General features: G+C 36.4%; 22 protein-coding genes and 1 pseudogene. 17 read left to right on the forward strand and 6 right to left on the reverse strand.

The window, feature by feature from the left end:
- Window positions 1-300 precede the first annotated feature (300 nt).
- Window positions 301-2,473: pseudogene (locus ACGH47_RS00120) on the reverse strand (Tex family protein); the annotation flags it as partial.
- A gap of 44 nt (window positions 2,474-2,517) precedes the next feature.
- On the opposite strand from ACGH47_RS00120, the gene greB reads away from it, so the two are divergent.
- From greB to ACGH47_RS00135, 3 genes are all read left to right on the forward strand, one after another.
- Window positions 2,518-3,000, forward strand: coding sequence for a transcription elongation factor GreB (gene greB / locus ACGH47_RS00125; protein WP_411599202.1), 483 nt, complete (start codon window positions 2,518-2,520; stop codon window positions 2,998-3,000).
- A 40-nt stretch (window positions 3,001-3,040) separates the two neighbouring features.
- The gene (locus tag ACGH47_RS00130; RefSeq protein WP_220225796.1) at window positions 3,041-3,613 is read left to right on the forward strand and encodes a hypothetical protein; all 573 of its coding nucleotides are present in this window, start codon (window positions 3,041-3,043) and stop codon (window positions 3,611-3,613) included.
- A gap of 93 nt (window positions 3,614-3,706) precedes the next feature.
- A complete protein-coding gene (locus ACGH47_RS00135; protein ID WP_411597131.1) occupies window positions 3,707-4,816 on the forward strand; it encodes a YcbX family protein in 1,110 nt (369 codons plus the stop codon).
- Window positions 4,817-5,189: 373 nt separating this feature from the next.
- On the opposite strand, the gene ACGH47_RS00140 is transcribed toward ACGH47_RS00135, so the two are convergent.
- Both ACGH47_RS00140 and ilvC read right to left on the reverse strand, forming a co-directional pair.
- Window positions 5,190-5,759 (reverse strand): cell division protein ZapC, encoded by a 570-nt coding sequence (locus tag ACGH47_RS00140; protein WP_267351085.1) that lies wholly within the window; start codon window positions 5,757-5,759, stop codon window positions 5,190-5,192.
- Between the two features lie 310 nt (window positions 5,760-6,069).
- A complete protein-coding gene (gene ilvC / locus ACGH47_RS00145; protein ID WP_411622303.1) occupies window positions 6,070-7,548 on the reverse strand; it encodes a ketol-acid reductoisomerase in 1,479 nt (492 codons plus the stop codon).
- Between the two features lie 177 nt (window positions 7,549-7,725).
- On the opposite strand from ilvC, the gene ACGH47_RS00150 reads away from it, so the two are divergent.
- From ACGH47_RS00150 to ruvC, 7 genes are all read left to right on the forward strand, one after another.
- Window positions 7,726-7,962, forward strand: coding sequence for a YhdT family protein (locus tag ACGH47_RS00150; RefSeq protein ID WP_267351082.1), 237 nt, complete (start codon window positions 7,726-7,728; stop codon window positions 7,960-7,962).
- A gap of 7 nt (window positions 7,963-7,969) precedes the next feature.
- A complete protein-coding gene (panF, locus tag ACGH47_RS00155) occupies window positions 7,970-9,421 on the forward strand; it encodes a sodium/pantothenate symporter (RefSeq protein WP_411622305.1) in 1,452 nt (483 codons plus the stop codon).
- Window positions 9,396-10,262 carry a 50S ribosomal protein L11 methyltransferase gene (prmA, locus tag ACGH47_RS00160; protein ID WP_411590695.1) on the forward strand — a complete coding sequence of 289 codons (867 nt, stop codon included), beginning with the start codon at window positions 9,396-9,398 and terminating at the stop codon, window positions 10,260-10,262. Before panF ends, prmA begins: the two co-directional genes overlap by 26 nt.
- 36 nt (window positions 10,263-10,298) lie before the next feature.
- Window positions 10,299-11,306 carry a tRNA dihydrouridine synthase DusB gene (gene dusB / locus ACGH47_RS00165; protein ID WP_267351076.1) on the forward strand — a complete coding sequence of 336 codons (1,008 nt, stop codon included), beginning with the start codon at window positions 10,299-10,301 and terminating at the stop codon, window positions 11,304-11,306.
- A gap of 7 nt (window positions 11,307-11,313) precedes the next feature.
- Window positions 11,314-11,610, forward strand: coding sequence for a DNA-binding transcriptional regulator Fis (gene fis / locus ACGH47_RS00170; RefSeq protein WP_025315996.1), 297 nt, complete (start codon window positions 11,314-11,316; stop codon window positions 11,608-11,610).
- A gap of 182 nt (window positions 11,611-11,792) precedes the next feature.
- Window positions 11,793-12,536: a YebC/PmpR family DNA-binding transcriptional regulator gene (locus ACGH47_RS00175; RefSeq protein WP_065557873.1), complete on the forward strand. Its 744-nt coding sequence runs from the start codon at window positions 11,793-11,795 to the stop codon at window positions 12,534-12,536.
- Window positions 12,536-13,024 (forward strand): crossover junction endodeoxyribonuclease RuvC, encoded by a 489-nt coding sequence (ruvC, locus tag ACGH47_RS00180; protein WP_267351070.1) that lies wholly within the window; start codon window positions 12,536-12,538, stop codon window positions 13,022-13,024. The genes ACGH47_RS00175 and ruvC overlap by 1 nt, the downstream gene beginning before the upstream one ends.
- A 288-nt stretch (window positions 13,025-13,312) precedes the next feature.
- Here the strand turns inward: ruvC and ACGH47_RS00185 are convergent, their stop codons facing one another.
- The gene (locus ACGH47_RS00185) at window positions 13,313-16,525 is read right to left on the reverse strand and encodes an efflux RND transporter permease subunit (protein WP_411622306.1); all 3,213 of its coding nucleotides are present in this window, start codon (window positions 16,523-16,525) and stop codon (window positions 13,313-13,315) included.
- A 19-nt stretch (window positions 16,526-16,544) separates the two neighbouring features.
- The gene (locus tag ACGH47_RS00190; protein WP_267351066.1) at window positions 16,545-17,741 is read right to left on the reverse strand and encodes an efflux RND transporter periplasmic adaptor subunit; all 1,197 of its coding nucleotides are present in this window, start codon (window positions 17,739-17,741) and stop codon (window positions 16,545-16,547) included.
- A 411-nt stretch (window positions 17,742-18,152) separates the two neighbouring features.
- Between ACGH47_RS00190 and zipA the strand changes: the two genes are divergently transcribed.
- From zipA to ACGH47_RS00210, 4 genes are all read left to right on the forward strand, one after another.
- The gene (gene zipA / locus ACGH47_RS00195; protein WP_267351064.1) at window positions 18,153-19,112 is read left to right on the forward strand and encodes a cell division protein ZipA; all 960 of its coding nucleotides are present in this window, start codon (window positions 18,153-18,155) and stop codon (window positions 19,110-19,112) included.
- A 192-nt stretch (window positions 19,113-19,304) separates the two neighbouring features.
- Complete coding sequence (gene ligA, locus ACGH47_RS00200; protein ID WP_411622308.1) at window positions 19,305-21,377, forward strand: NAD-dependent DNA ligase LigA; 2,073 nt, start codon at window positions 19,305-19,307, stop codon at window positions 21,375-21,377.
- A 63-nt stretch (window positions 21,378-21,440) separates the two neighbouring features.
- Window positions 21,441-21,956 carry an S-ribosylhomocysteine lyase gene (gene luxS, locus ACGH47_RS00205; RefSeq protein WP_267379371.1) on the forward strand — a complete coding sequence of 172 codons (516 nt, stop codon included), beginning with the start codon at window positions 21,441-21,443 and terminating at the stop codon, window positions 21,954-21,956.
- Between the two features lie 9 nt (window positions 21,957-21,965).
- Window positions 21,966-22,154, forward strand: coding sequence for a 2-hydroxymuconate tautomerase (locus tag ACGH47_RS00210; RefSeq protein WP_267351059.1), 189 nt, complete (start codon window positions 21,966-21,968; stop codon window positions 22,152-22,154).
- A 208-nt stretch (window positions 22,155-22,362) separates the two neighbouring features.
- Here ACGH47_RS00210 and ribA read toward each other — a convergent pair whose 3' ends face one another.
- Window positions 22,363-22,968 carry a GTP cyclohydrolase II gene (gene ribA / locus ACGH47_RS00215; protein WP_267351058.1) on the reverse strand — a complete coding sequence of 202 codons (606 nt, stop codon included), beginning with the start codon at window positions 22,966-22,968 and terminating at the stop codon, window positions 22,363-22,365.
- 102 nt (window positions 22,969-23,070) lie between these two features.
- On the opposite strand from ribA, the gene ACGH47_RS00220 reads away from it, so the two are divergent.
- From ACGH47_RS00220 to lapB, 3 genes are all read left to right on the forward strand, one after another.
- A complete protein-coding gene (locus tag ACGH47_RS00220) occupies window positions 23,071-23,796 on the forward strand; it encodes a phosphatase PAP2 family protein (RefSeq protein WP_411590700.1) in 726 nt (241 codons plus the stop codon).
- A gap of 127 nt (window positions 23,797-23,923) precedes the next feature.
- A complete protein-coding gene (locus tag ACGH47_RS00225; protein ID WP_267351055.1) occupies window positions 23,924-24,229 on the forward strand; it encodes a LapA family protein in 306 nt (101 codons plus the stop codon).
- Between the two features lie 12 nt (window positions 24,230-24,241).
- Entirely contained in the window at window positions 24,242-25,420 is a 1,179-nt protein-coding gene (lapB, locus tag ACGH47_RS00230) for a lipopolysaccharide assembly protein LapB (RefSeq protein ID WP_267351054.1), read from the forward strand.
- Window positions 25,421-25,422: the final 2 nt, after the last annotated feature.

Here is a 25,422-nt window from a genome sequence, read left to right on the forward strand (position 1 = left end):
AATATTGGATGGAAAAATACACAAGCTAAATAAGTTAACCTAACTGATTTTATTTTTAACCATTGTATTTATTATTAGTAATTTTATTAAAATGTTATGAAATAAACATTAAACAAAAAGAAGGCGTTAGCCTCCTTTTCGTTTTATGGAACACATATTAACGCCGCTATTTTCCCTTTTTAAAAGCTGCGGCAAAAGCATTACCCATTGCACTATTGGTAATAGGCGTTGACTGTGTATTTTTAGCCGTGCTGGTTGATTTGTTAATTCTTGATTTAGCACCTTCAGAGTTTGGCGTTGTTGGATCATCAAGTCGCATCGATAAAGCAATACGTTTGCGCGCAATATCGACTTCCATCACTTTAACTTTGACAATATCACCGGCTTTAACCACGCTTCGAGGATCTTCAACAAACTTATCAGATAAGGCTGATATATGCACTAACCCATCTTGATGTACACCAATGTCAACAAATGCACCAAAGTTAGTCACATTTGTTACCGCACCTTCCATGACCATGCCCACTTTCAAATCGTCCATGGTTTCGATATTATCGGCAAATTGAGCTGTTTTAAATTCAGGCCGTGGATCGCGTCCGGGTTTATCAAGTTCTTTGATAATATCGGTCACGGTTGGCACACCAAAATGGTCATCAACATAATCAACTGCTTTGAGTGAGTTTAAATATTTCGAGTCACCTAAAATCTCTTTTAATGATTTATGATTTTTATCTAAAATGCGTTCCACAACCGGATAAGCTTCGGGGTGAACAGCAGATGCATCAAGTGGATTGTCGCCATCCATAATACGCAAAAATCCAGCGCATTGTTCATAGGCTTTAGGCCCAAGGCGTGAAACTTTTAATAACTGTTTACGATTAGAAAATTGTCCATTTTCATTACGCCAATTAACAATATTTTGTGCAATAACTTTATTCAGTCCCGCTATGCGAGCTAACAGCATCATCGAAGCCGTATTTAAATTTACGCCAACGGCATTTACGCCATCTTCCACAACAGCATCCAGTTTTTTAGCGAGCTGAGTTTGGCTAACATCATGTTGATACTGACCAACACCAATTGATTTTGGATCAATTTTTACCAGTTCGGCTAATGGATCTTGTAGTCTGCGAGCTATCGATACCGCACCACGTATTGATACATCCAAATCAGGAAATTCTTGAGCGGCTAGCTCAGATGCGGAATAGACCGATGCGCCTGCTTCACTCACAATGACTTTTTGACCTTTGACTTCAGGATATTTTTTTTGTACATCGAGATAAAAACGTTCGGTTTCACGCGATGCCGTGCCATTACCAATCGCCACTAATTCAACTTGGTATTTAATGCATAGCGCCGCAACAATCATTGCCGCTTTATCCGCTTGCCCGGTATGCGGATAAATCGTTTCAGTTGCGACTAATTTACCAGTTGCGTCAACAACAGCAATTTTTACGCCTGTTCGTAATCCTGGATCCATTCCCATGGTAACTTTCATCCCTGCCGGCGCAGCCATTAACATATCATGCAAGTTAGCGGCAAACACATTGATCGCTTCTTCCTCAGCCTGCTCACGTAAAGTGGTCATCAGTTCGGTTTCCATGTGCATTAAAATCTTAATTCGCCATGTCCAATTAATAACTGCTTTACGCCATTTATCTGCAGGTTGATCATTAAAATGAATCCCTAAATGCTCAGTAATAATTTGCTCGCAATAGCTCTCTTTTGGCGTTTCTTCAAATTGCGGATCGGCGTTAAGTGAAAGTTGTAAAAAGCCTTCATTTCGTCCTCTGAACATCGCTAAAGCACGATGAGAAGGCACTTTTGAAATCAGTTCGCTTTGCGCAAAATAATCACGAAATTTTGCTCCTTCTTCTTCTTTACCTGCAACCACTTGCGAAACTAAATGCGCATTATTCCATAGATAATGGCGCACCTTAGCCAGTAATGCCGCATCTTCGGCAAATCGTTCCATTAAGATGTATCGTGCCCCATCCAATGCAGATTTGGTATCGACGATTCCTTTTTCAGAATTGAAGAATTTTTCCGCTTCGCTATCAGGATCAAGTGATGGATTATTCCATAACGCATCGGCCAATGGTTCAAGTCCTGCTTCAATAGCAATTTGTCCCCGTGTACGGCGTTTAGGTTTATAGGGTAGATAGAGATCTTCAAGTTCAGTTTTACTAAGTGTTTGGGTAATTTTTTGACTCAGTTCTGGGGTGAGTTTTCCTTGTTCCTCAATTGACTTTAATATCGTTTGTTTACGATCTTCAAGTTCTCGCAGATAACCTAACCGACTATCTAAAGTACGTAGTTGGGTATCATCTAACCCGCCGGTCACTTCTTTACGATAACGCGCAATAAAAGGAACAGTGCTTCCTTCATCTAATAATTGAATAGCAGCTAAAACTTGTTCTGGTTTTACTGTCAATTCACCCGCTATAATATGGCTTATTTGATTATTTATCATGATATCTCTGTATATCTCGTCGATTAACGGAATGTAAACTTATTATGCAAAAAGCTAATTATATAACAAGAGAGGGCTACTTGGCACTCGATCGTGAATTGAAATATTTATGGAAAGAAGAAAGACCCCGTGTTACTCAAGCTGTATCTGATGCGGCAGCCCTTGGCGATCGGAGTGAAAATGCAGAATATATTTATGGAAAACGACGATTGCGTGAAATTGACAGACGAGTACGATTTTTAACAAAACGCCTAGAAATATTAACCATTATCGATCCTGATCCAAGGCAAGAAGGCAAAGTATTTTTTGGTGCTTGGGTTAAACTAGAAGATGAATCCGGTCACGTACAAATTTACCGCATTGTGGGAGCCGATGAATTTGATCCTAAAAAAAATTGGATTTCTATTAATAGTCCTGTTGCCAGAGCGTTAATTGGTCATAAAGTTGACGATGAAATATCAGTAATGACACCTAGTGGTAAAACTTATTTTTTTATCCTTGAAATTAGCTATACTCCAATTACATAACATTTTAACAAATTAATCATTAAGGAATTAGGGGTTTGGTATGAAAAGAAGAAAAATTTTGTTTTTTCAATGCATATTTTTTTTAATAATATTACTAATAATAATTTTTTATTATTTTTTTCAACTCAATAATAGAACATCCTCAGTACCATATACTGAATTAACCTTAAAATTTGATCAAGTCGAATTTGGCAAATTAGATGCTTTCTTTAAGAGACTTAATCAAGATGGATTCAATCAAGATGAACGACTCTATTTTGAACGATCCGGCTCGGTTCGCTTCTCTGATTGTAATTCGAATCAATATTATCAATTTAATGGATCTGGTATAAAATGGTACGGTTTTAAAAGTAATACCCGTATTTACAATAAATATTATCCTTCTTTTTCTGTTTTGATATTAACATTTGATTCTACGATTGAAGCTGAAAAATATAAGAAAATAATTGAAAAATCAGAGCTTCAATTAAATCCTGGTTACCACTGCGGAGTAAATAAAGGTCCTCATGCTATCATAACTAAAGGACATTTCGTTTATTACATTTCTTCTGCTAATATTTTCCTAGACTATGTAGTAAAATATGCTAAAGTTCTACAAGATCTGCCTATGTAGCCAATCGATTATTTATAGGCGTACTATCTACTGCCTATAAATTACGATGAATTCAGTTTACAATTAAGATCATTTTTACTCATCACTTTATTTATTATGAGCGCTGTCAGTCAACTATTTATCTATCCGATTAAATCGCTTGCAGGTATTCCCCTAAATACGTCGAATGTTGTTGAAGGGGGATTCAAATATGATCGTGTATTGATGATTAGTGAACCTGACGGAACATTTATCACCGCAAGACAATTTCCTGAGCTTTTAAAACTAAAAACAGCTATAGTTAACAACAGTATTGTTGTTTCAACGTCAAATAACGAATCAATAGCAATTCAATTTGATGAATTTATTGAAACTAATGAACCAACCGAAGTTTGGGGTAACCATTTTACGTCTCATATTGCACCAATCAGACTAAACCAATTTTTTAGTCACATTCTTCAAAAAAATGTGCAACTGCGTTGGATTGGCACTAATTTGACAAGACGAACAAAACGATATCCTCAAACACCGGTAAGCTTTGCAGATGGCTATCCTTATCTACTATTGAATGAAGCATCATTCAATTATTTACAACAAAGATGCTTGGAAAAGCTCGATATTCAGCAGTTTCGAAGCAATATCATCATTCAAGGTGCGCTTCCTTTTGCCGAAGATGGCTGGAAAACAATTAAAATTGGCGATGTCATTTTTGATATCGTTAAACCGTGTAGTCGCTGTGTACTTACCACTTTTAATATTAATACAGCAAAGCCTTTAGCTAATAATGAACCACTCAATACGCTCCGCTATTTTCGGACTGATGAGCAAGGGGAAATAGATTTTGGAATGAATATGATAGCTCGCAATGTCGGATCAATATCAATTGACGATCCTGTTGAGATACTTGAAAAGCAACCGGCCAAAAAGTATTTAAAATCTTTTCCCGAAAATAATCGGTTTAACCACGAACAGTGTAATATTACTTTTGAGAACAATACAATCAAAGGAAATCAACAACAGACTATTTTAGAACAACTGGAACAACATAATATTACTCTCCCTTATTCATGCAGAGTTGGAATTTGTGGTAAATGTGCAGTGGTATTAAAACAAGGAAAAGTGAATCCTCTTACTCAATCTGCAATAAAACGCGATCACCGTATTTTAGCTTGTAGTTGTATACCTGAGGGTGATATCAAAATTGAATTAATAAAAAAACCTTAATGATCATTGGTTATAGAATCCTGATTTATCAATAATAAATCGTTAATTATTGATTAAAATGGTTGATTGATACTTAATAAATTATTACCCCGCTATGATGACAAGTTAGCCTGCCAATCAATACGCGAATAATGTTATGTGGCTTCATTTTAAAACCGTTGATGCTAAATGCTATCCTTTAAAGTCATTTGTATTCAGTTTTAAAGCGTTCAACTGCGATACCGTAACGAAATGCCGTTTAAGTCATCGATTAAACAGGTCAATACATTGCCTGCTTCACAACCTGTTGTGAATAACAAAATCAAAATATAGCAGGTTTAAATCGAAATTAAGTCTTACTGACAAGACAATAGTCGGATTAGAATGGTATTGTTTACGAAATAGCTTCTAACTTAAGGTCTATCAACGAACTCTCATCCATGACATTTTTTTGGATTGGCGCCAGTCGATCATTCATCACTTTAATTGCTTCGGAAAAATAAAATGTTTTATTCATTGCCACAAATGTAGGTTGAGCAATAATACACAGTGAAGCATTTTCACCCGCTTCAACGACTAATAAAAAAACCCGTTGATCACCTTCTTGCATGCTGACTTCAACAATGTCCGCTAATTTAGGACGATATAGCTTAGGTTGTTGGCAAAAATACCAACTTTTTGGCATTTGAGGTTTAATAAAATTAGCCGCCACAATGGCATTAATGGATAATTCAATCTTTTGCGAGTCAGTTAATGCCAATATTTGACAACTATCATAAAATTGATAATAGGATGTTGCATCACTCACTGAAAATGGAAATTCCCTAAAAACATCAGGAATTAACATTTTACTGGAATAACATGAACGAAATAACATATCGTTTGATACTTCAAGCATCAAACTATCATATTGATTATCAAAATACCAACGCCAACAATCTGTTGGTCGAAAAGCAATTTTCATTGATATGTTATCCCTCCATAAAATTAAAAAATTACATAAAAGATAACATAATTTAGGTAAAAAATAAATAAAAAAGTAAAATAAAATTTATTTAATTATATAATTTTTAAAAATTTTAGTGATCCATTATCAAGATCAAAACGATCTAAGTTAGATCCTTTTGATCCCATTTGCGATCCTTTAAGATCACATCAAATTTAATACTAAAATTTAACTTTAACAAACCAGCCATTTTTTCTAACATTTATCCATAAAAAAAGGTGCAATTAAGCACCTTTTTACGACCAAGCCAATTTGGCTAATTGATTGATTAACTGGCAACATTGATACGTTTCATATCAGTCATATAGCTTCTTAATTTACGGCCAATAATTTCAATTGGGTGATGACGAATTTCATCATTTACATCACGTAATTGCGCATTATCAACGCTACCTTCAGGGATCGCTTTACCAAGATCGCCCGATTGTAACATTGGCATAAATTTTTCTTTTAATAATGGGATCGCTGCATTAGCGAAAAGATAATTACCATATTCAGCAGTATCAGATATCACCACATTCATTTCATATAAACGCTTACGGGCAATCGTATTGGCAATTAAAGGAAGTTCATGTAAGGATTCATAATAAGCTGATTCTGGTAAAATACCTGACTCAAGCATGGTTTCAAAAGCAAGTTCAACCCCGGCTTTTACCATAGCGACCATGACTACACCCTGATCGAAGTAGGCTTGTTCATCAATTTTACCTTGGTATTCAGCGGCTTTTTCAAAGGCTGTTTCACCGGTTTCTTTACGCCATTTTAATAAGTTAGCATCATCATTTGCCCAGTCTTTCATCATGGTTGCTGAAAATTCACCCGAAATAATATCATCCATATGTTTACGATAAAGATCAGTCATGATCACTTTTAATTCTTTAGCTAATGCATTAGCGCGTAACTTAGCCGGATTCGACAAGCGATCCATCATTAAGGTAATACCACCTTGTTTCAATGCTTCGGTAATGGTTTCCCAACCAAATTGTAATAATTTACATGCATAAGCCGGATCCACACCGTCTGCCACAAGTTTATCAAAACAAAGTAATGACCCTGTTTGCAACATACCGCAAAGGATCGTTTGTTCTCCCATAAGATCAGATTTAACTTCAGCAACAAATGAAGACTGTAAAACACCAGCACGATGTCCACCGGTAGCCGCCGCCCATGCTTTGGCGATAGCTAAACCTTCACCTTTAGGATCGTTTTCAGGGTGAACGGCGATCAGAGTCGGAACACCAAAACCTCGTTTATACTCTTCACGTACCTCTGTTCCTGGACACTTCGGCGCAACCATGACAACCGTGATATCAGGACGAATTTTTTCGCCAACTTCAACAATATTAAAACCATGAGAATAACCTAAAGCGGCTCCCTGTTTCATCAATGGTTGTACTGCTTTTACTACCGCTGAGTGTTGTTTGTCGGGTGTTAAATTAATCACTAAATTAGCTGTAGGAATTAACTCTTCATAACTGCCTACTTTAAATCCATTTTCAGTTGCTTTTTTCCATGAAGGACGCTTTTCTGCAATCGCTTCTTTACGTAAAGCATAGGCAATATCAAGTCCTGAATCCCGCATATTTAAACCTTGATTCAGACCTTGCGCACCACATCCTACTATTACAATTTTTTTGCCTTTTAAAAAATCGGCTTCTGATGCAAATTCATCACGAGCCATAAAACGGCATTGACCAAGTTGGTGTAATTTTTCACGTAAATTCAGAGTATTAAAATAGTTTGACATTAGGATCTCCATTAATTTATTTGTCATAATCGAATTGTCCAACACTATAACTGAATTTAATTATTGCGAAAATTGATATATTTAAAAAATCATATTGCATAAAATGCAATATACTTGCTAAATGTAATGCTTTCTTTTACTCTAAGCCACTATTTAATTATTGATAAATTTTTCAATATGGATACACGATATAAGCAAGCAAAAAAAGAAGCTAAGCTTTCACTGTTATTAACAATTATTTATCTTCTTGGCTGGATTGTTTGTGCTTACGGCGCTGGCGATAGGACTGGCTTTTTGGGGCTTCCATTATGGTTTGAATTATCCTGCATTATGGTACCTGTCGGGTTTATTTTATTATGCTGGATCGTTGTAAAATTTCATTTCAAAAACATCTCATTAGAACAAACTAAGTGATCAAACAATGCATTTAGATATTATATTACCGCTAGTCATCTATCTTATTTTTGTGTTTGCCTTATCTATCTATGCTTATGTTAAACGCAAAAAAGTCAATCAATTTACTGATTACTTTATTGGTAATCGAACAATGGGGGGATTTTTGCTCGCCATGACACTGGCGGCAACTTACATCAGTGCCAGTTCGTTTATAGGGGGGCCTGGTGCTGCTTATAAATATGGACTAGGCTGGGTATTGTTGTCTATGATTCAAGTCCCTACTGTTCTGCTATCTCTGGGAATTTTGGGTAAAAAATTTGCCATTTTAGCGCGCAAGTATAATGCTATCACGCTAAGTGATATGCTTTATGCTCATTATAAAAGTAAAACCATTGTCTGGTTTGCCAGTATTGCTTTAGTCGTCGCCTTTGTCGGTGCAATGACTGTTCAGTTTGTCGGTGGTGCCCGTTTATTAGAATCTTCAGTAGGCATACCTTATAAACTCGGTCTACTTATTTTCGGTATTGGTACGGTGATATATACTGCATTTGGTGGATTTCGAGCAAGTATCTTAAACGATGCTTTCCAAGGTTTAGTGATGATCATTGGCTCAATATTACTTTTAACCGCCATTATTTATGCTGGTGGTGGATTAACGGCTATTGTTGAGCGTTTAAAAGAAATCGATCCTGCATTATTAACCCCACAAGGCCCTGGCAATTTTATGGACTTTCCATTTATGGCATCATTCTGGATTTTAGTCTGTTTTGGTGTGGTTGGTTTACCGCATACAGCAGTACGTTGTATGGCATATAAAGACAGTAAAGCGGTACATCGGGGCATCATTATCGGTACGATTGTTGTTACAGTTATTATGTTAACCATGCACCTTTCTGGCGCACTTGGGCGAGCAATTATTGATGATTTAACCATTCCCGATCAAATTGTCCCAACTTTAATTATTAAAGTGATGTCGCCACTCGCAGCGGGCATCTTTTTGGCTGCGCCTCTGGCTGCGATTATGTCAACCATTAATGCGCAACTGTTACAAGTCTCTTCAGTGATTATAAAAGATCTGTTTTTAAGCATAAAACCAGAAACAAAATGCAGTGACAAAACCTTAACGCGAATATCCGTTATCATTACCTTTATTTTTGGCGCACTGCTCATTTTAGCAGCTTGGAATCCACCGGATATGATAATTTGGTTAAATTTACTTGCTTTTGGTGGGATGGAAGCGGTATTTTTATGGCCTTTGGTACTTGGCTTATATTGGAAGAAAGCTAATGCAACTGGCGCATTATGTTCAATGTTTACTGGAGCCATTAGTTATACCTTTTTAGCCGCTTATAACATTAAAATTTGTTCTTTCCATCCAATTGTTCCTTCATTAATTATTGGATTGGTTGTTTTTATCATCGCCAATATATTTGGTAACTTAAGGAAAAATTATGCCTTGGATTCAACTCAAAATTAACACAACAAGTGATCTTGCTGAACCAATAAGTGAGCTTTTGGAAGAATCGGGGGCGTTATCTGTCACATTTCAAGATACCTATGATACGCCTGTGTATGAACCCTTACCCGGTGAAACAAAACTTTGGGGTAATACAGATGTAATTGGGCTTTACGATGCTCAAACTGATTTAGATGAATTGAAAGCAATATTAAATCTTGATCAATATTCTTATAAATTCGAACAATTAGAGGATAAAGATTGGGAACGCGAGTGGATGGACAATTTTCATCCTATGCAATTTGGTCAACGCTTATGGATTTGTCCAAGTTGGCGCCCAGTCCCTGATCCTAATGCGATCAATGTTATGTTAGATCCAGGTTTAGCTTTTGGAACAGGTACCCACCCTACCACTGCGTTATGTCTTAAATGGCTTGATAGCTTAGACTTAAAAGATAAATTAGTGATTGATTACGGTTGTGGTTCGGGAATTCTCGCCATTGCTGCACTAAAACTAGGAGCAAAACGTGTCATCGGCATTGACATTGATCCTCAAGCTATTCAAGCCAGTCGAGATAATGCAGAACGTAACAATGTAAGTCATGACATTGAACTTTATTTAACTAAAGATATTCCTGATAATTTACAAGCTGATGTTTTAGTCGCCAACATTTTGGCTGGACCATTAAAAGAACTTGAACCTAATATCAATAGTCTGATTAAACCAGCGGGATTACTTGGATTATCGGGTATTTTGACTTCTCAATCTCAAAGCGTCTGTACCGCTTACCAACCCCATTTTGATCTTGATCCCGTCGCTGAGCAAGAAGAATGGTGTCGAATTACTGGCAAAAAAAAGTAAAAAAATGACATTACCCCCTTTTAAGTTCGAGAAAAAATGCGTAATATAGCCGACCTTAAATTACTAAGCATTGGTAAGGTCACATTAAGAAATAATTTAATCGCCGCACCAATGGCAGGAATTAGTGACAGACCATTTCGAAATTTATGCTACCAGTTTGGTGCTGGTCTGACTATTTCAGAGATGTTTTTAGCTAATTCAGATGTTTGGCAAACAGATAAATCTGCTTTAAGAATGGTCTCAACGCAAGATTTGGGCATTCGCGCAGTACAAATAGTGGGTGCCGATCCTGACGAAATGGCTAAAGCGGCAGAATTTAATGCCAAACATGGGGCTGAGTTAATTGACATTAACATGGGATGCCCTGCAAAAAAGGTTAATAAAAAATTGGCAGGTTCTGCTTTAATGCAGTACCCGCAATTAATTGAACAGATTTTGCAAAAAGTTGTTGGTGCCGTTGATGTGCCAGTAACATTAAAAATGCGGACTGGATGGGATAAAAATCATAGAAATTGCATTGAAATCGCACAAATTGCGCAGGATTGTGGCGTAAAGGCGATTACTATTCACGGGCGCACCCGTGAATGTCTATTTAAGGGTGTAGCTGAATATGAATCGATTAAAGCAGTGAAAAAAAAGGTATCCATTCCAGTCATTGCTAATGGTGATATTTGCACCCCTGAACAGGCAAAAGATGTTTTTCAATATACGCAAGCTGATGCTATAATGATCGGCCGAGCGGCACAAGGGCGACCTTGGATATTTGAAGAAATTGCATTCTATTTAACACATGGAAAGTTACAAAAAGAAAAGACAGTTGATGAAGTTGAACAAATCGTTTTTACGCACCTTGAAGAACTTTATCAATTTTACGGAGAATACAAAGGATTACGGATTGCCAGAAAGCATGTAAATTGGTATACCAAGAATTATGCTGATAGCGATCATTTTAGGCGCTTATTTAGTGTACTTAGCACCACCAGTGAGCAAGCTAGAACACTAAAAGCATTTTTTAGTCAAATTAGAAACAACAAAAAGAGTTAAGAATACTATGTCAGAACAACGCGTTACAGCTGCAGCACTAAAATTTACAACTGTAAACTCTCAAGACCAAATAACACAAAAACCTTTGCGAGATTCTGTCAAGCAAGCTTTAAAAAACTATTTATCACAACTTAATGGTGAAGATCCTAATGATCTATATGAATTAGTGTTAGCTGAAGTTGAACACCCATTCCTTGATATGGTTATGCAATATACACGTGGTAATCAAACTCGAGCGGCTAATATGCTCGGTATTAACCGTGGTACACTACGTAAAAAATTAAAACAATATGGAATGAGCTAATCGAACTGATATTGATAAGCTTATTTCATACAAAAAAAGCACCTGTTTATTAGGTGCTTTTTTGTTTTTATAACAATAAAAAATCACACGGATTAAAAATCAATACACATATTGATAATGAATTTTAAACAAATGTTTGTTAAAATACGCTGATTTTTAAATTATCTAATCTGGAGAATTCTATGGCAGGTCATAGTAAGTGGGCCAATACCAAACATCGTAAAGCGGCGCAAGATGCTAAACGCGGTAAAATTTTTACTAAAATTATTCGAGAACTTGTAACGGCAGCCAAACTAGGTGGTGGCGATCCAGCGTCAAATCCTCGTTTACGTGCAGCAATGGATAAAGCACTATCAAATAATATGACACGCGATACCATGAATCGTGCTATTGCGCGTGGTGTAGGTGGTGAAGATGATAGTGATATGGAAACCATCATCTATGAAGGTTATGGCCCTGCAGGTACTGCCGTCATGGTTGAATGCCTAAGTGATAACCGTAATCGTACAGTATCAGAAGTACGTCATGCTTTCACCAAAACTGGGGGTAATTTAGGTACTGACGGTTCTGTATCCTATTTGTTTACCAAAAAAGGCGTTATTTCTTATCCTACAGGTACAGATGAAGACAAAGTAATGGATGCAGCTTTAGAAGCTGGAGCTGATGATGTTGTCACTTATGATGATGGTGCAATTGATGTCTTTACCACACCAGAATCATTTGGCGAAGTAAAAGATGCACTTGATGCAGCAGGTTTAGTTGCTGAATCAGCTGAAGTATCAATGATTCCTGCGACCAAAGTTGATCTTGATATTGATTCTGCACCAAAATTATTACGTTTGATCGACATGCTTGAAGATTGTGATGATGTTCAAGAAGTATACCATAATGGTGAAGTTTCGGACGAAGTTGCTGCCGCTCTTTAATGTCTATCATTCTTGGCATAGATCCTGGTTCTCGTTTGACGGGTTACGGTGTAATTCGTCAAACAGGACGACAATTAACCTATCTTGGTAGTGGTTGTATTCGTACAGCCGTCGATGATTTACCAACTCGATTAAAACGCATTTATGCAGGCGTTAGCGAAATCATCTTACAATTCCAACCGGATATGTTCGCTATCGAACAAGTCTTTATGGCACGTAATGCCGATTCAGCATTAAAGTTAGGGCAAGCTAGAGGCTCAGCTATTGTTGCTGCGGTCAACAACGATTTACCTGTTTTTGAATATGCGGCTCGTTTAGTAAAACAAAGTGTAGTAGGCACAGGGGCAGCCGATAAAAAGCAAGTTCAACACATGGTTAAACTCTTGTTAAAATTATCCGCCAGTCCACAAGCCGATGCCGCTGACGCATTAGCTATCGCAATTACTCATGCCCATATGAGTCGACATCTAGTCAAATCTATTAAATAATCTTAATTAGACGATATTGCCCTTGCAAAATAACGCGATCAGCTAACCTAAATAGTAATTGATGCACCTAAATATCAATAGTAAACCGACAATGTTATTTAATCATTGAATCAATTTTTTTACCTTGTTATTTACTATGAGATCATATTTTGATAATGATAAGATTAAAAACTCAATAAAAAAGCACGATTTTATCGTGCTTTTTGTTGGTTATCTTATTAATAAGATTTCGATTTTTTTAACACATCCTAGCTGGTGCTAAGATATGCTTTTCAATTTTCCAAGTCACTATTTTTGGTCAGTGTTGTGCGAAAAATTACGTGGTAAAACGACCTTATTTTTATGTTTAGTAAACATTTTAGTAATAAATAAGAAGAATAATGGTACATAGAATATCGCTAAGAATGTTGCTGTTAACATACCACCAATTACCCCTGTACCTACCGCGTTTTGGCTTGCTGAACCTGCACCACTATTTAATGCTAAAGGTAACACCCCTAAAATAAAGGCGAACGATGTCATTAAAATTGGGCGTAAACGTAATCGACAAGCTTCAAGTGTTGCATCAATCAGCGATTTACCTTCTTTTTCTAAAGCATCTTTTGCAAATTCAACAATTAATATCGCATTTTTCGCAGACAGTCCCATTGTGGTTAATAGACCGACAATAAAGTAAATATCATTATCAAGTCCTCTAAACATTGTTGCAACCACCGTTCCTAAAATACCAAGTGGAATCACAAATAGTATTGAAATTGGTACACTCCAACTTTCGTACAATGCAGCTAATGCCAAGAACACAACAATAATAGAGATTATATAAAGTGTTGTTGTTTGCGATCCTGTTTGACGTTCTTGATAAGAAATATCTGTCCAGTCAAACGTAAAGCCTTTTGGTAAGTCTTTTGATAGCTGTTCCATTATTGCCATAGCTTGACCAGAACTTAAGCCCGGCGCAGCAGATCCACTAATTCCCATTGCAGCAACACCATCATAACGAACAAGTGATGGTGAACCATAGCTTTTTGAAGTAGTCGCAAATGCATCATAAGGAACCATTTGACCTTTTTGATTTTTTACATGCCAATAACTAAAATCATCAGGCAACATTCGATAAGCCGCTTCAGATTGAAGGTACACTTTTTTGACTCGGTTATTATAGACAAAGTCATCGATATAAGCAGAACCTAATGCGGTAGATAATACTGTATTGACGCTACTGACAGAAACACCAAGCGCTTGAGCTGTTTCGAAATCCACATTAATTTTATACTGAGGAACATCTAACATACTGCCCGGACGCACTTGTTGAAGTTCTGGTCTTTTCGATGCTTGTCCTAAGATTTGATAAAAAGCACCCATTAAGGCTTCATGCCCTTGTCCTGAAGTGTCTTTTAACATATAGGAGAAACCATTAGCCATCCCTAACGACGGAACCGCCGGTAAGTTAGCTATAATTACTCGACCTTCTGTAATGGTAGATGCAAAGCCCCAACCACTGCCAACTAAAGCATCCACTTTTTGATCAGGGCGTTTACGCTCATCCCAATCTTTTAACCGAACAAATCCTAGTCCCATATTTTGTCCACGACCTACCATACTAAACCCTGCAACAGTGAAGACTTCTTTAACAGAATCAGCTTTCTTTTCCATATAAAACTGAGTTGTTTTATTCAATACTGACATGGTTTGTTCTAATGTTGATCCGGGTGGTAATTCGACCATGACAATCAATACACCCTGATCTTCATTAGGTAAAAACCCTGTTGGTAAGCGGTTAAATCCAAATATTAATCCAACAATGATAACGATATAACAAACAAAGGCAATTAATGGATAACGTATTACTTTAATTACGCCTTTCTCATAAGTATGCAGTCCTTTGTTATAAAATTTATTAAACGCGCCAAAGAATAGTTTGGTTCCTTTATCACACCAGCTAAATGGTGGAATCGTGAGTAATTTTTCTCCAAACGTTGATTTTTTGTTTTTGCTTTTTGATGGTGCTTTTAAAATCTGAGCACAAAGTGCAGGCGTTAAAACGATTGCCATAATCACAGACAATGACATCGAGGTAACAATGGTAATTGAGAATTGACGATAAATTCCCCCTGCTGCACCACCATAAAATGCCATAGGTACAAATACAGCAGATAATACAACGGCAATACCAATTAAAGCAGAAGTTATCTGTTCCATGGATTTAACCGTTGCATCATACGGCGACAATCCTTCATCATGCATGATACGCTCAACGTTTTCGATAACGACGATAGCATCATCGACCAGTAACCCGATAGCTAACACCATAGCAAACATCGACAACGTATTTATGGTAAATCCACAAATATATAAGATTGCAAACGTTCCTAACAATACAACCGGAACGGTAATGGTTGGTATGAGAGTTGAGCGAAGATTTTGCAAAAATATATACATGACGATAACAACTAACACAATTGCTTCAATCAGAGTATGCACAACATTACTGATAGATAATTTAACAAATGGTGTTGTATCGTATGGGTAGGCAAATTTGATATCTTCTGGGAAGATTGCCGATAATTCTTCGATTTTCTTATCGACCAATTCAGAGGTATCTAATTGGTTTGCGCCTGTTGCCAGATAAATAGCTAAACCAGCCGATGCTTTACCGTCATAACGAGAGATAAAATTATAATCAGATGCACCAATTTCAACGTTAGCAACATCTTTTAATAAAATATTAGAACCGTCGGTATTGACCCGAACTAAAATATTTTGAAATTGTTCCGGTGTTTTTAAACGAGATTGAGCCGTTATCGTTGCATTAAGTTCCTGACCTTCAGTTGAAGGTAATGCACCCAATTGCCCTGCAGTTACTTGAGCGTTTTGAGCTTGAATTGCCGCAATAATTTCTTCAATTGACATGTTGAAATAATTGAGTTTATTTGGGTCAAGCCAAATACGCATTGCATATTCAGAGCCAAATAAAGTGGTATCACCAACACCTTGAACACGACGGATCGGATCTTGCACAGTCGAATAAATAAAGTCAGCAATATCTGCTTGAGTCTTTTGGGGGTTCGTTGAGTAAAAACCAATAACTTTTAGGAAGTTAGTATTGTTTTTAGCAACTGAAACACCATTTTTTTGAACACTTTCAGGTAAACGAGACTTAATACTTTCAACTTTATTTAACACCTGCACTTGCGCAAAATCAGGATTCGTTCCCGGCGCAAAGGTCAACGTAGTTTGAACAACACCTTGCGCACTACTGGTTGATTTCATATAGATTAAATTATCTATCCCAGTCAGATTTTGTTCGATTAACTGTGTAACGGTGTTTTCAATAGTTTGTGCATCTGCACCAGGATAAGCCGCTGAAACAGTAACAGCAGGAGGAGCAATATCGGGGTATTGTTCAACTGCTAGCAGTTTTATACATAGTGCCCCGCCTAGCATCATCATGATAGCTATTACCCATGCAAAAACGGGTCTATCAATAAAAAACTTAGCCATAATTAAATCTACCCCTGTTTTATTTCACGCTGTTTTTGATAATATTATCTAACTGTTCTTGAGTAAGAGTAGCTGGCTCACCAACAATTTGGCCTGTCATTGGTTTACCCATTTCAACTGCCGTTAAATTAAGTAAACCCGTCGTGATAACTTGTTCACCAATATCAATACCTTTCGTCACTACCCAATAACCATTGATACCAGTATAAACTTGAATATCTTGACGATATTCAATCGTATTATCTGGTTTAAGGATTTTTGCTGTATATTGGCCTTTACCATTACTCGTAATACCTTGTTGAGGAACGAGTTTTGCATTTTTAATATAGCCTAAAGTCAATTGAGGTTTGACAAACATACCGGGCAAAATTTTGCCATCTTGATTTGGAAATTCAGATCTAAGGGTAACGGTACCTGTCGTTTCATTCACCGTCATATCAGAAAATTTGATACTCCCTGCTACGTCATATTTCGAACCGTCATTAAAATAAAGTTCAACATTATTTCCTTTCGCTGGTTCAAAAATCACGTTTTGATCTTGATTATATTTATTGTAACGCGTTGCTGCTTCTGTCATATCAACATAAATAGGATCAAGTTTTTGAACTAAAGCTAACGCTGTTGCTTGACCTGCTGAAACTAATGCACCTTCAGTAACACTTGATTTACCAATATAGCCATCAATAGGGGAATAGACTTTAGTATAATCTAAATTAACTTTAGCGGTATGTTCAGCTGCTTGAGCAACAAGTACACTAGCTTCTGCCTGCTGTGCATCTGCCGCCGCTTTATCATAATCTTGCTGACTAATGGATTTGGTTTTTAATAAACCGGCATAACGTTTTAAAGTCAACTGGGCAATACTAGCATTAGCTTTAGCACTTGCTACACTTGCAACAGCACTGTCATAGTTAGCTTGATAAATAGCAGGATCGATTTGATAAAGTGATTGCCCTGCTTTTACATTTGAGCTTTCTTCAAATTCTCGTTTTAAAACGATGCCACTTACTTGAGGTCTAATTTCAGCAATTTGCGAAGCGACAACTCGACCGGGTAAACCAATCTTTAAAGTGTAATTCAATGGCTCTACTTTAAACACCGTAACTTTTGGTATCTGATTATTACCGCCTTGTGATTTGTTATCATCGCAGCTTGACAGTAAAAATAAGCTGGTCAGCGCTACCGGAATGGTGAGTAATAGCTTGTTAAATCTCATATAAAATTGACCTCAATCAACAAAATTGTTATTTTTAATAATTATAAATCTTATTTAAAAGTAACCGATGATTTTACAAAAAATATGCATAAATTGTAAGTATCTTTACAGGTTAATAGCACAGAGTTCTAAAAATTAAAATCTAACATTATTAATAAAAAAATATATACCGATAATTATGATTATTGGCAGAAATAAAGTAATATATGCTTATTGATTTTTAGTGCGAAAAAATTAGGCTTGATAAGATGACACAATCAAAGGCATTTATGTACTGACAATCAATTGAATTTTTTTTAATTTGCAAAGAAAAAGTAATTATTTTACATTGTGGTACTCCGTAATCACTTCATTCGATTCTTTTATTGAGTGATTTGAGTCTTTATTTAATTTAATTCTGAGATGGTTATTATGGATAATTTACGTATTGTTCTGATTGTTATTGCATCCTTGGTCATTATTGCATTATTGATTCATGGATTATGGATTAATAAAAAGGAACGTTCTTCTCTGTTTAATTCAGATAAAAAAAGGAATATTAACCCTATTGCTCAACAGCAAACAGACATTTATATGGATGAAATAGAAGAAGATGATGTAATACTGATTAACCCCAAAAATAAAAAAACAACAACACCGCATGTTGAAATTGTTGAGATCATTGAAAAAGAAGCACCTCCTCAACAAGAGGATTTATTTAGTCATCAACCGATAGACGAACCAGAAGAAGATACTATCCCTGAACCAGTGATTAATCTTAATCAGGATCTCTTTGAAAATGAACCATTAGAAGAAAAAGTCGAAACAGAAAGTCAACTTGAAAAAACAGAAACAATCACAATAAGTGAAGAAATTCATGAAGTTGAACCTGTTAAGCAAAACGAAGTTTTGAACACTGAATCATCAGCTGACCATCATGAATCTGAAAAAGCAAACATCGACCATGAAGAAGATAAAACAGAAATCATTGTGTTAAATGTAACTGGCATTAATGGTCGATTATTACAAGGTGATGTATTACTTGCCAGTATTATGCAATCAGGTTTTCAATTCGGTGATATGCGAATTTTTCATCGCCATGTCGATCCTGCGGGCAACGGTCCTGTTTTATTTAGTTTAGCAAATATGGTTAATCCAGGCTATTTGGATCCTGAGACCATGCACGAATTTACCACACCTGGCGTTTCAATTTTTATGATTGCACCGACACAAGGAAACAATCAGCAAAATTTTAAACTCATGTTACAAACAGCACAACGTATAGCCGATGATGTTAATGGTGTTGTCTTAGATGATTCCCAACACATGCTAACACCACAAAAAATCGATAGCTACAAAGAACGCATCAAAAAAGCGTGCAACGAAATATAACCCAAATATAATAATAATTTTATCAACACCACCAACATTAGTTGGTGGTAAATGGACGGGAAATAAAAAGATTCTGATCCGATTGTTAACGATATTCACCATGATGAACATATTGATTTAATCAAGTCATTCATACTTGATTGGTGTCTAATAACATTTAAAAATCTTACTTTAAATTAAGAGCATACTAACATGTCACTATCTAATTTACCCGAAAACCTTACCCATGATTCACAACAAAAAGTCATCACTGAAGTTCAATCTTTACGTGATAAGATAAGACATCATGAATATTGTTATTATGTCTTAGATGCGCCTGAAATTCCGGATGCGGAATATGACAAATTGATAAAACAGCTTCAAACTATTGAACAGCAGCATCCCGAATTGATTACCCCTGACTCCCCTACTCAACGGGTTGGCGGTGTTCCCCTATCTCAATTTGCCTCGATAAAACATGAAATACCAATGTTATCTTTAGATAATGTTTTTGATGAGACAAGTTTTATTGCCTTCAATAAAAGAGTAAAAGATCGCTTACACTTAAAAGAAAATGAACCGGTAGAATATTGTTGTGAATTAAAATTAGATGGATTAGCGGTAAGTTTACTTTATGAAGATGGTCAATTTGTGCAAGCTGCAACCCGAGGAGACGGCACAACAGGAGAAGACATTACCGCCAACGTCAAAACCATAAAAACCATTCCACTGGTTTTAAGAGGAGAGCAGATACCAAGACGCTTAGAAGTTCGTGGTGAAGTGTTCATGTCCCACAAAGGTTTTGCTAAACTCAATGCTGAAGCAGAAAAACGAAACGAAAAAGTCTTTGCAAATCCTCGTAATGCAGCCGCTGGCTCTCTGAGACAATTAGACCCTAAAATTACTGCTAAAAGACCTTTATCGTTTTTCTGTTATGGTTTAGGTGTTATTGAAGGTGCCAATCTGCCCAATACGCATTATGACCGTTTAATGCAACTTAAAACTTGGGGATTACCTGTTAGTGATAAAGTTCAAGTGCGAAAAGGTGCGCAAGCTGCTTTAGATTACTTTAAACAAATTGGTGAAGAGCGCATGTCATTGGATTTTGACATAGACGGTGTGGTCATCAAAGTAAACAGTATCGCTTTACAAGAAGAACTCGGCTTTGTTGCCCGTGCTCCTCGTTGGGCAACGGCGTTTAAGTTTCCCGCGCAAGAAGAAATCACCCAATTAAATAAAGTTGACTTTCAAGTCGGTAGAACAGGCGCAATTACACCTGTTGCAAGACTAGAACCGGTATCTGTTGCAGGTGTGATTGTCAGTAATGCAACTTTGCATAACAGTGATGAAATCGCCCGATTAGGTGTCCGTGAAGGTGACTATGTTTCTATACGCCGTGCAGGTGATGTGATTCCTAAAATTGTATCGGTCATATTAGATCGAAGACCAGCCGACACCAAAGCGATTATCTTTCCAACCCACTGCCCGATTTGTGGTTCGCTAATTGTTCGCGATGAAGGGCAAGCGGTATCTCGCTGTGCAGGTGGACTTATTTGTCCAGCACAACGAAAAGAAGCGCTTAAACATTTTGTATCCCGTCGAGCCATGAATGTGGAAGGAATGGGTGATAGACTAATTGAACAGTTAGTGGATAAAGATTACGTTAAAACACCCGCAGATCTTTATAGACTCACGGTACCATTACTATGTTCGTTAGATAAAGTAGGCGATAAATCGGCTAAAAATTTATTAGCAGCACTTGATACATCGAAAAACACAACTTTAAGCCGCTTTATTTTTGCGCTTGGTATACCAAATGTCGGTGAAGTGACTGCTGAAAATTTAGCTAACCAATTTGGTAATTTAACGGCAATTGAAAATGCATCACTTGAACAACTACAATTAGTTAATGATATTGGTGTGGTTATTGCTGAAAGCATCATTGATTTTTTCCAAGAACCCCATAACCGCGACGTAATAGAACAGTTAACCAGTGATGACATTGGTATTCATTGGCAAGACACCAATCCCCAAGCACAAGCAATGACAACCGATTCACCTTTTTCTGGTAAAACGATTGTTTTAACCGGGACTTTATCTGTTTTAACACGTGATGAAGCCAAAGATAAATTAAAACAACTTGGTGCCAAGGTGACGGGAAGCGTATCAAAAAATACTGATCTGGTGATTGCCGGTGAATCTGCCGGTTCAAAATTAGAAAAAGCGCAACAACTTGGCATTAAAGTCATTGATGAACAAGAGATGTTAAGTTTGCTAAATGAATAAGATTGTTTGGACTTGTCCAGTTATAAAGACTATAACTGGCAACTCAACACCAAGGAGAAATTTATGCCATTATTAGATAGTTTTAAAGTAGATCATACTAAAATGAAAGCCCCTTTTGTCCGCGTTGCAAAAACGATGGTAACCCCAAAAGGCGATAATATCACTGTGTTTGATCTTCGTTTTACTATTCCAAATAAAGCACTACTACCCGAAAAAGGGATCCATACTTTAGAACATCTATTTGCAGGGTTTATGCGCGATCATCTAAACAGTGATACTGTTGAAATTATTGATATCTCGCCAATGGGATGTCGCACAGGATTTTACATGAGCTTAATCGGTCAACCTGATGAATCGCTCGTTGTTGATGCTTGGCTCAAATCCATGCATGATGTCCTCAGTGTAACATCACAAAACCAAATACCCGAATTAAACGAATACCAATGTGGCACATACAAGATGCATTCATTGGATGAAGCCAAGGCTATTGCTGAAAATATAATTCACTCAGGTATCGGTATTTGTCATAATCAAGATATCGCATTAACCGACGCTCAACTTGCCACAATGGGTCACTAGGAGTTTTTTATGCCAAATGTTGTCATCGATTTTTTAGAAGGTCGTACTATTGAACAAAAACGAGAAATGGCGAAACGTGTAACGGAAGCGATTGTTCAAACGCTTAATTGTAAGCCTGAAGCAGTACAAATTATTATGCACGAATTATCCAAAGATCAGCTAGCAAATGGCGGTGAGCTAAGAATTGATAAGGAATAATACTTTTTTAATTCTGTTATTAATAGTGATTAATCCCGCTCTATACTCGACATCTATTGCATAACAAAATAGTACGCAAATCTAAAAAAACCTCAAAAAATCATCACTAATTTTTTGAGGTTTAAATATATCAATTATTTTTGCTTTAACTAGTGTTGACCATTTTTCATGCCACATCCTACCAATTATCAATAATGTAAAAATGTGTTTAATGATCGCAGTGATGAAGATGAAGCAAATGTCCCATTTTATTAGCTTTGGTTTCTAAATAGTGTTCGTTATTTGGATTCTCGCCTACTTCCAAAGGAACTCTTTCTGTAACTTGAATTCCAGCTTGTTCTAACACTCTTATCTTTTCAGGATTATTAGTTAGTAAACGAATTTGTGATACACCAAGCAGTGTCAGCATATCAGCACAAAGTTTAAAATCACGCTCATCAGCAGCAAATCCTAACTGCTCATTCGCTTCCACCGTATCAAGCCCTTGGTCTTGCAGGGCATAAGCTCTAATTTTATTTAATAAACCGATATTACGACCTTCTTGCCGATGATAGATTAAAATGCCTTGACCTTCTTTTGCAATTTGTTTTAAAGCTGCTTCTAATTGAAAACCACAATCACACCGTAAACTAAATAACGCATCACCCGTTAAACACTCCGAATGCACTCTGGTTAAAACAGATGTTGCCTTTGAAATGTCACCAAAAACTAATGCGACGTGATCCTTGCCAGTTGCAATTTCTTCAAAACCTACCATAGTGAAACAACCCCATGGTGTTGGTAGTTTCGCTTCTGCGACATGTTTTAATTGCATTATTATCTCCGTATTAAATGAATTACATAAACGAGAATCTATTAAAAATAAACCACATTTATGATAAAATAGACAGCACAATATGCTTAGTTGAGTTTTTAAATGGGGTTAGTTATAAAAAAAACAATAGCTGCATTGGCTATTTTTTTAGTCGTACCATTGTTTATTATAGTCATAAATTGGCATTGGCTACCAGACACATTGAACGATAAATCAGAATATTTTTTTTGGGTTACTGAAACAGCAAGTTACCCATGGGCAATAATAACATCAATATTTTATTTCATTTTATTTTGTGCTTTGCTAGTCAGCAAAACAGATAAAATGTTAAAAAAGATTGTATTAGTATGGTTGGTTCTCGTGAGTGCTGTCCTCAGCGGACAAGTGATAAAATCTATCATAAAATCACAAACAGCAGAATCAAGACCTTTCGTCTTATGGATAACAAAAGAACATAATACAACTGACCAATATTTTTATTCATTAACCAAGCCAGAAAGAGCCGCTTTTATCAAAGAATCATTAATCAATTCATCTACAATACCGAATTGGTTATCCAAACACTGGCAAAATGAAACAGGGTATTCTTTTCCCTCTGGTCATACACTATTTGCAGCAACATTTGCTTTTTTAGCCATTGTGCTACTTAACTTCAGGCGTAATTATATCTTTATATCGTTGATTGTGATATGGACGGTATTAATAGAAATAAGTCGATTATTACTAGGTATGCATACTCCTATAGATTTAATATTATCTGTCATCATTGGTTGGGGTATTGCATTAATCTGCTATTTTTATGCTAAAAAATGGCATATAGTAACGTAATCATTTACCCAGTTTTTGCGTTACTAAACGATTTAATGCCTTTAGATAAATCGGTAACAGGTTGTTTAACCGATAAATGGATAACAATAAAGAATAAAAAGTATTAAAAAGAAGAAAGGTCAACATTATGAAATTAATTTTATCGATTATATTGATTATTGCTATTTTTGCATTGTCTATTGCTTTAGGTGCAGCCAATGATCAAGTGGTGACATTTAATTATTTAGTTGCTAAATCAGAATTACGCTTATCTGTTCTGCTGGCAATTTTATTTGGCAGTGGTTTTCTGGTAGGTTGGTTTGTCACGGGTTACTTCTTTTTAAAATCGAAATTACAACACTCATCAACTAAACGCAAACTAAACAAATTACAAAAAAAGTATGATGAAGATATCGCAATAAATCAAAAAGCAACATTAACAAAAATTAATTAAGAATAGACGATTATGTTTGAACTGTTATTTCTGTTACTTCCTATCGCAGCCGCTTACGGTTGGTATATGGGTGACAGAAATGCAAAACAAAAATACTTAAACCAATCCAACCGGCTATCGCGCGAATATGTTGATGGCTTAAACTTTCTTTTATCAAATCAAAAAGATAAAGCTGTTGATTTGTTTTTAGATATGTTAAAAGAAGATGACAGCACCCTTGAGGCTCATTTAACTTTAGGAAACTTATTCCGTTCACGTGGTGAAGTTGATAGAGCCATACGCATTCATCAATCTTTAATGGAAAGTTCAGCATTGACGTTCGAACAACGCCTATTGGCAATACAGCAACTAGGGCGAGATTATATGGTTGCCGGTTTTTATGATCGTGCCGAAGAAATGTTCTTACAGTTAATTGATGAAGATGATTTTCAACAATATGCATTACAACAATTGATTATCATTTATCAATCAACCAGTGAATGGATCAATGCGATTAATGCTGCCACCAAATTAGTCAGATTAGGTAACATTAAATACAAGACAGATATTGCACAATTTTATTGCGAGTTAGCCGCTATTGCTATGTCTGCTGATGATATGGAAAAAGCTTATAACCTGTTACAAAAATCAGCTGCCGCTGATGCTAAATGTGCGCGTACCTCGCTCATGCTGGGTCGGGTATTAATGATACAAAACAAGAAAGAACAAGCCATTGAATCATTCAAACAAATTTTAACGCAAGATAAAGCCTTTATCGGTGAGGCATTACCTTTATTAAAAACATGTTATTTAGAATTAAATCAACCCGAACAGTTTAAACAATTTCTACAATTATGCGTTGATCAAGATAGTGGCAATGTTGCTGAATTAATGCTTGCCGATATAGTCGAAAAACAAAGCGGACTTGATGCTGCCCAAAACTACATGTATCGGGAATTACTCAAACACCCTAATTTAAAAGGGTTTTATCGATTGATGAATTACCACGTAGCCGATGCCGAAGAAGGTCGAGCAAAAGAAAGTCTTTCACTTTTACGTAAAATGGTTGGCGAACAGATCAAAACCGTCCCTAATTATCGCTGTATTAAATGCGGGTTTACGGTCAATTCCATTTACTGGCTATGTCCTGCTTGTCGTTCTTGGTCAACCATAAAACCTGTTCGTGATTTTGAACAACATTCAGATAATTAATA

Origin of the sequence: Gilliamella sp. CG16, from assembly GCF_046635785.1 — a bacterium.
Lineage (GTDB): Bacteria > Pseudomonadota > Gammaproteobacteria > Enterobacterales > Orbaceae > Gilliamella > Gilliamella apicola_I.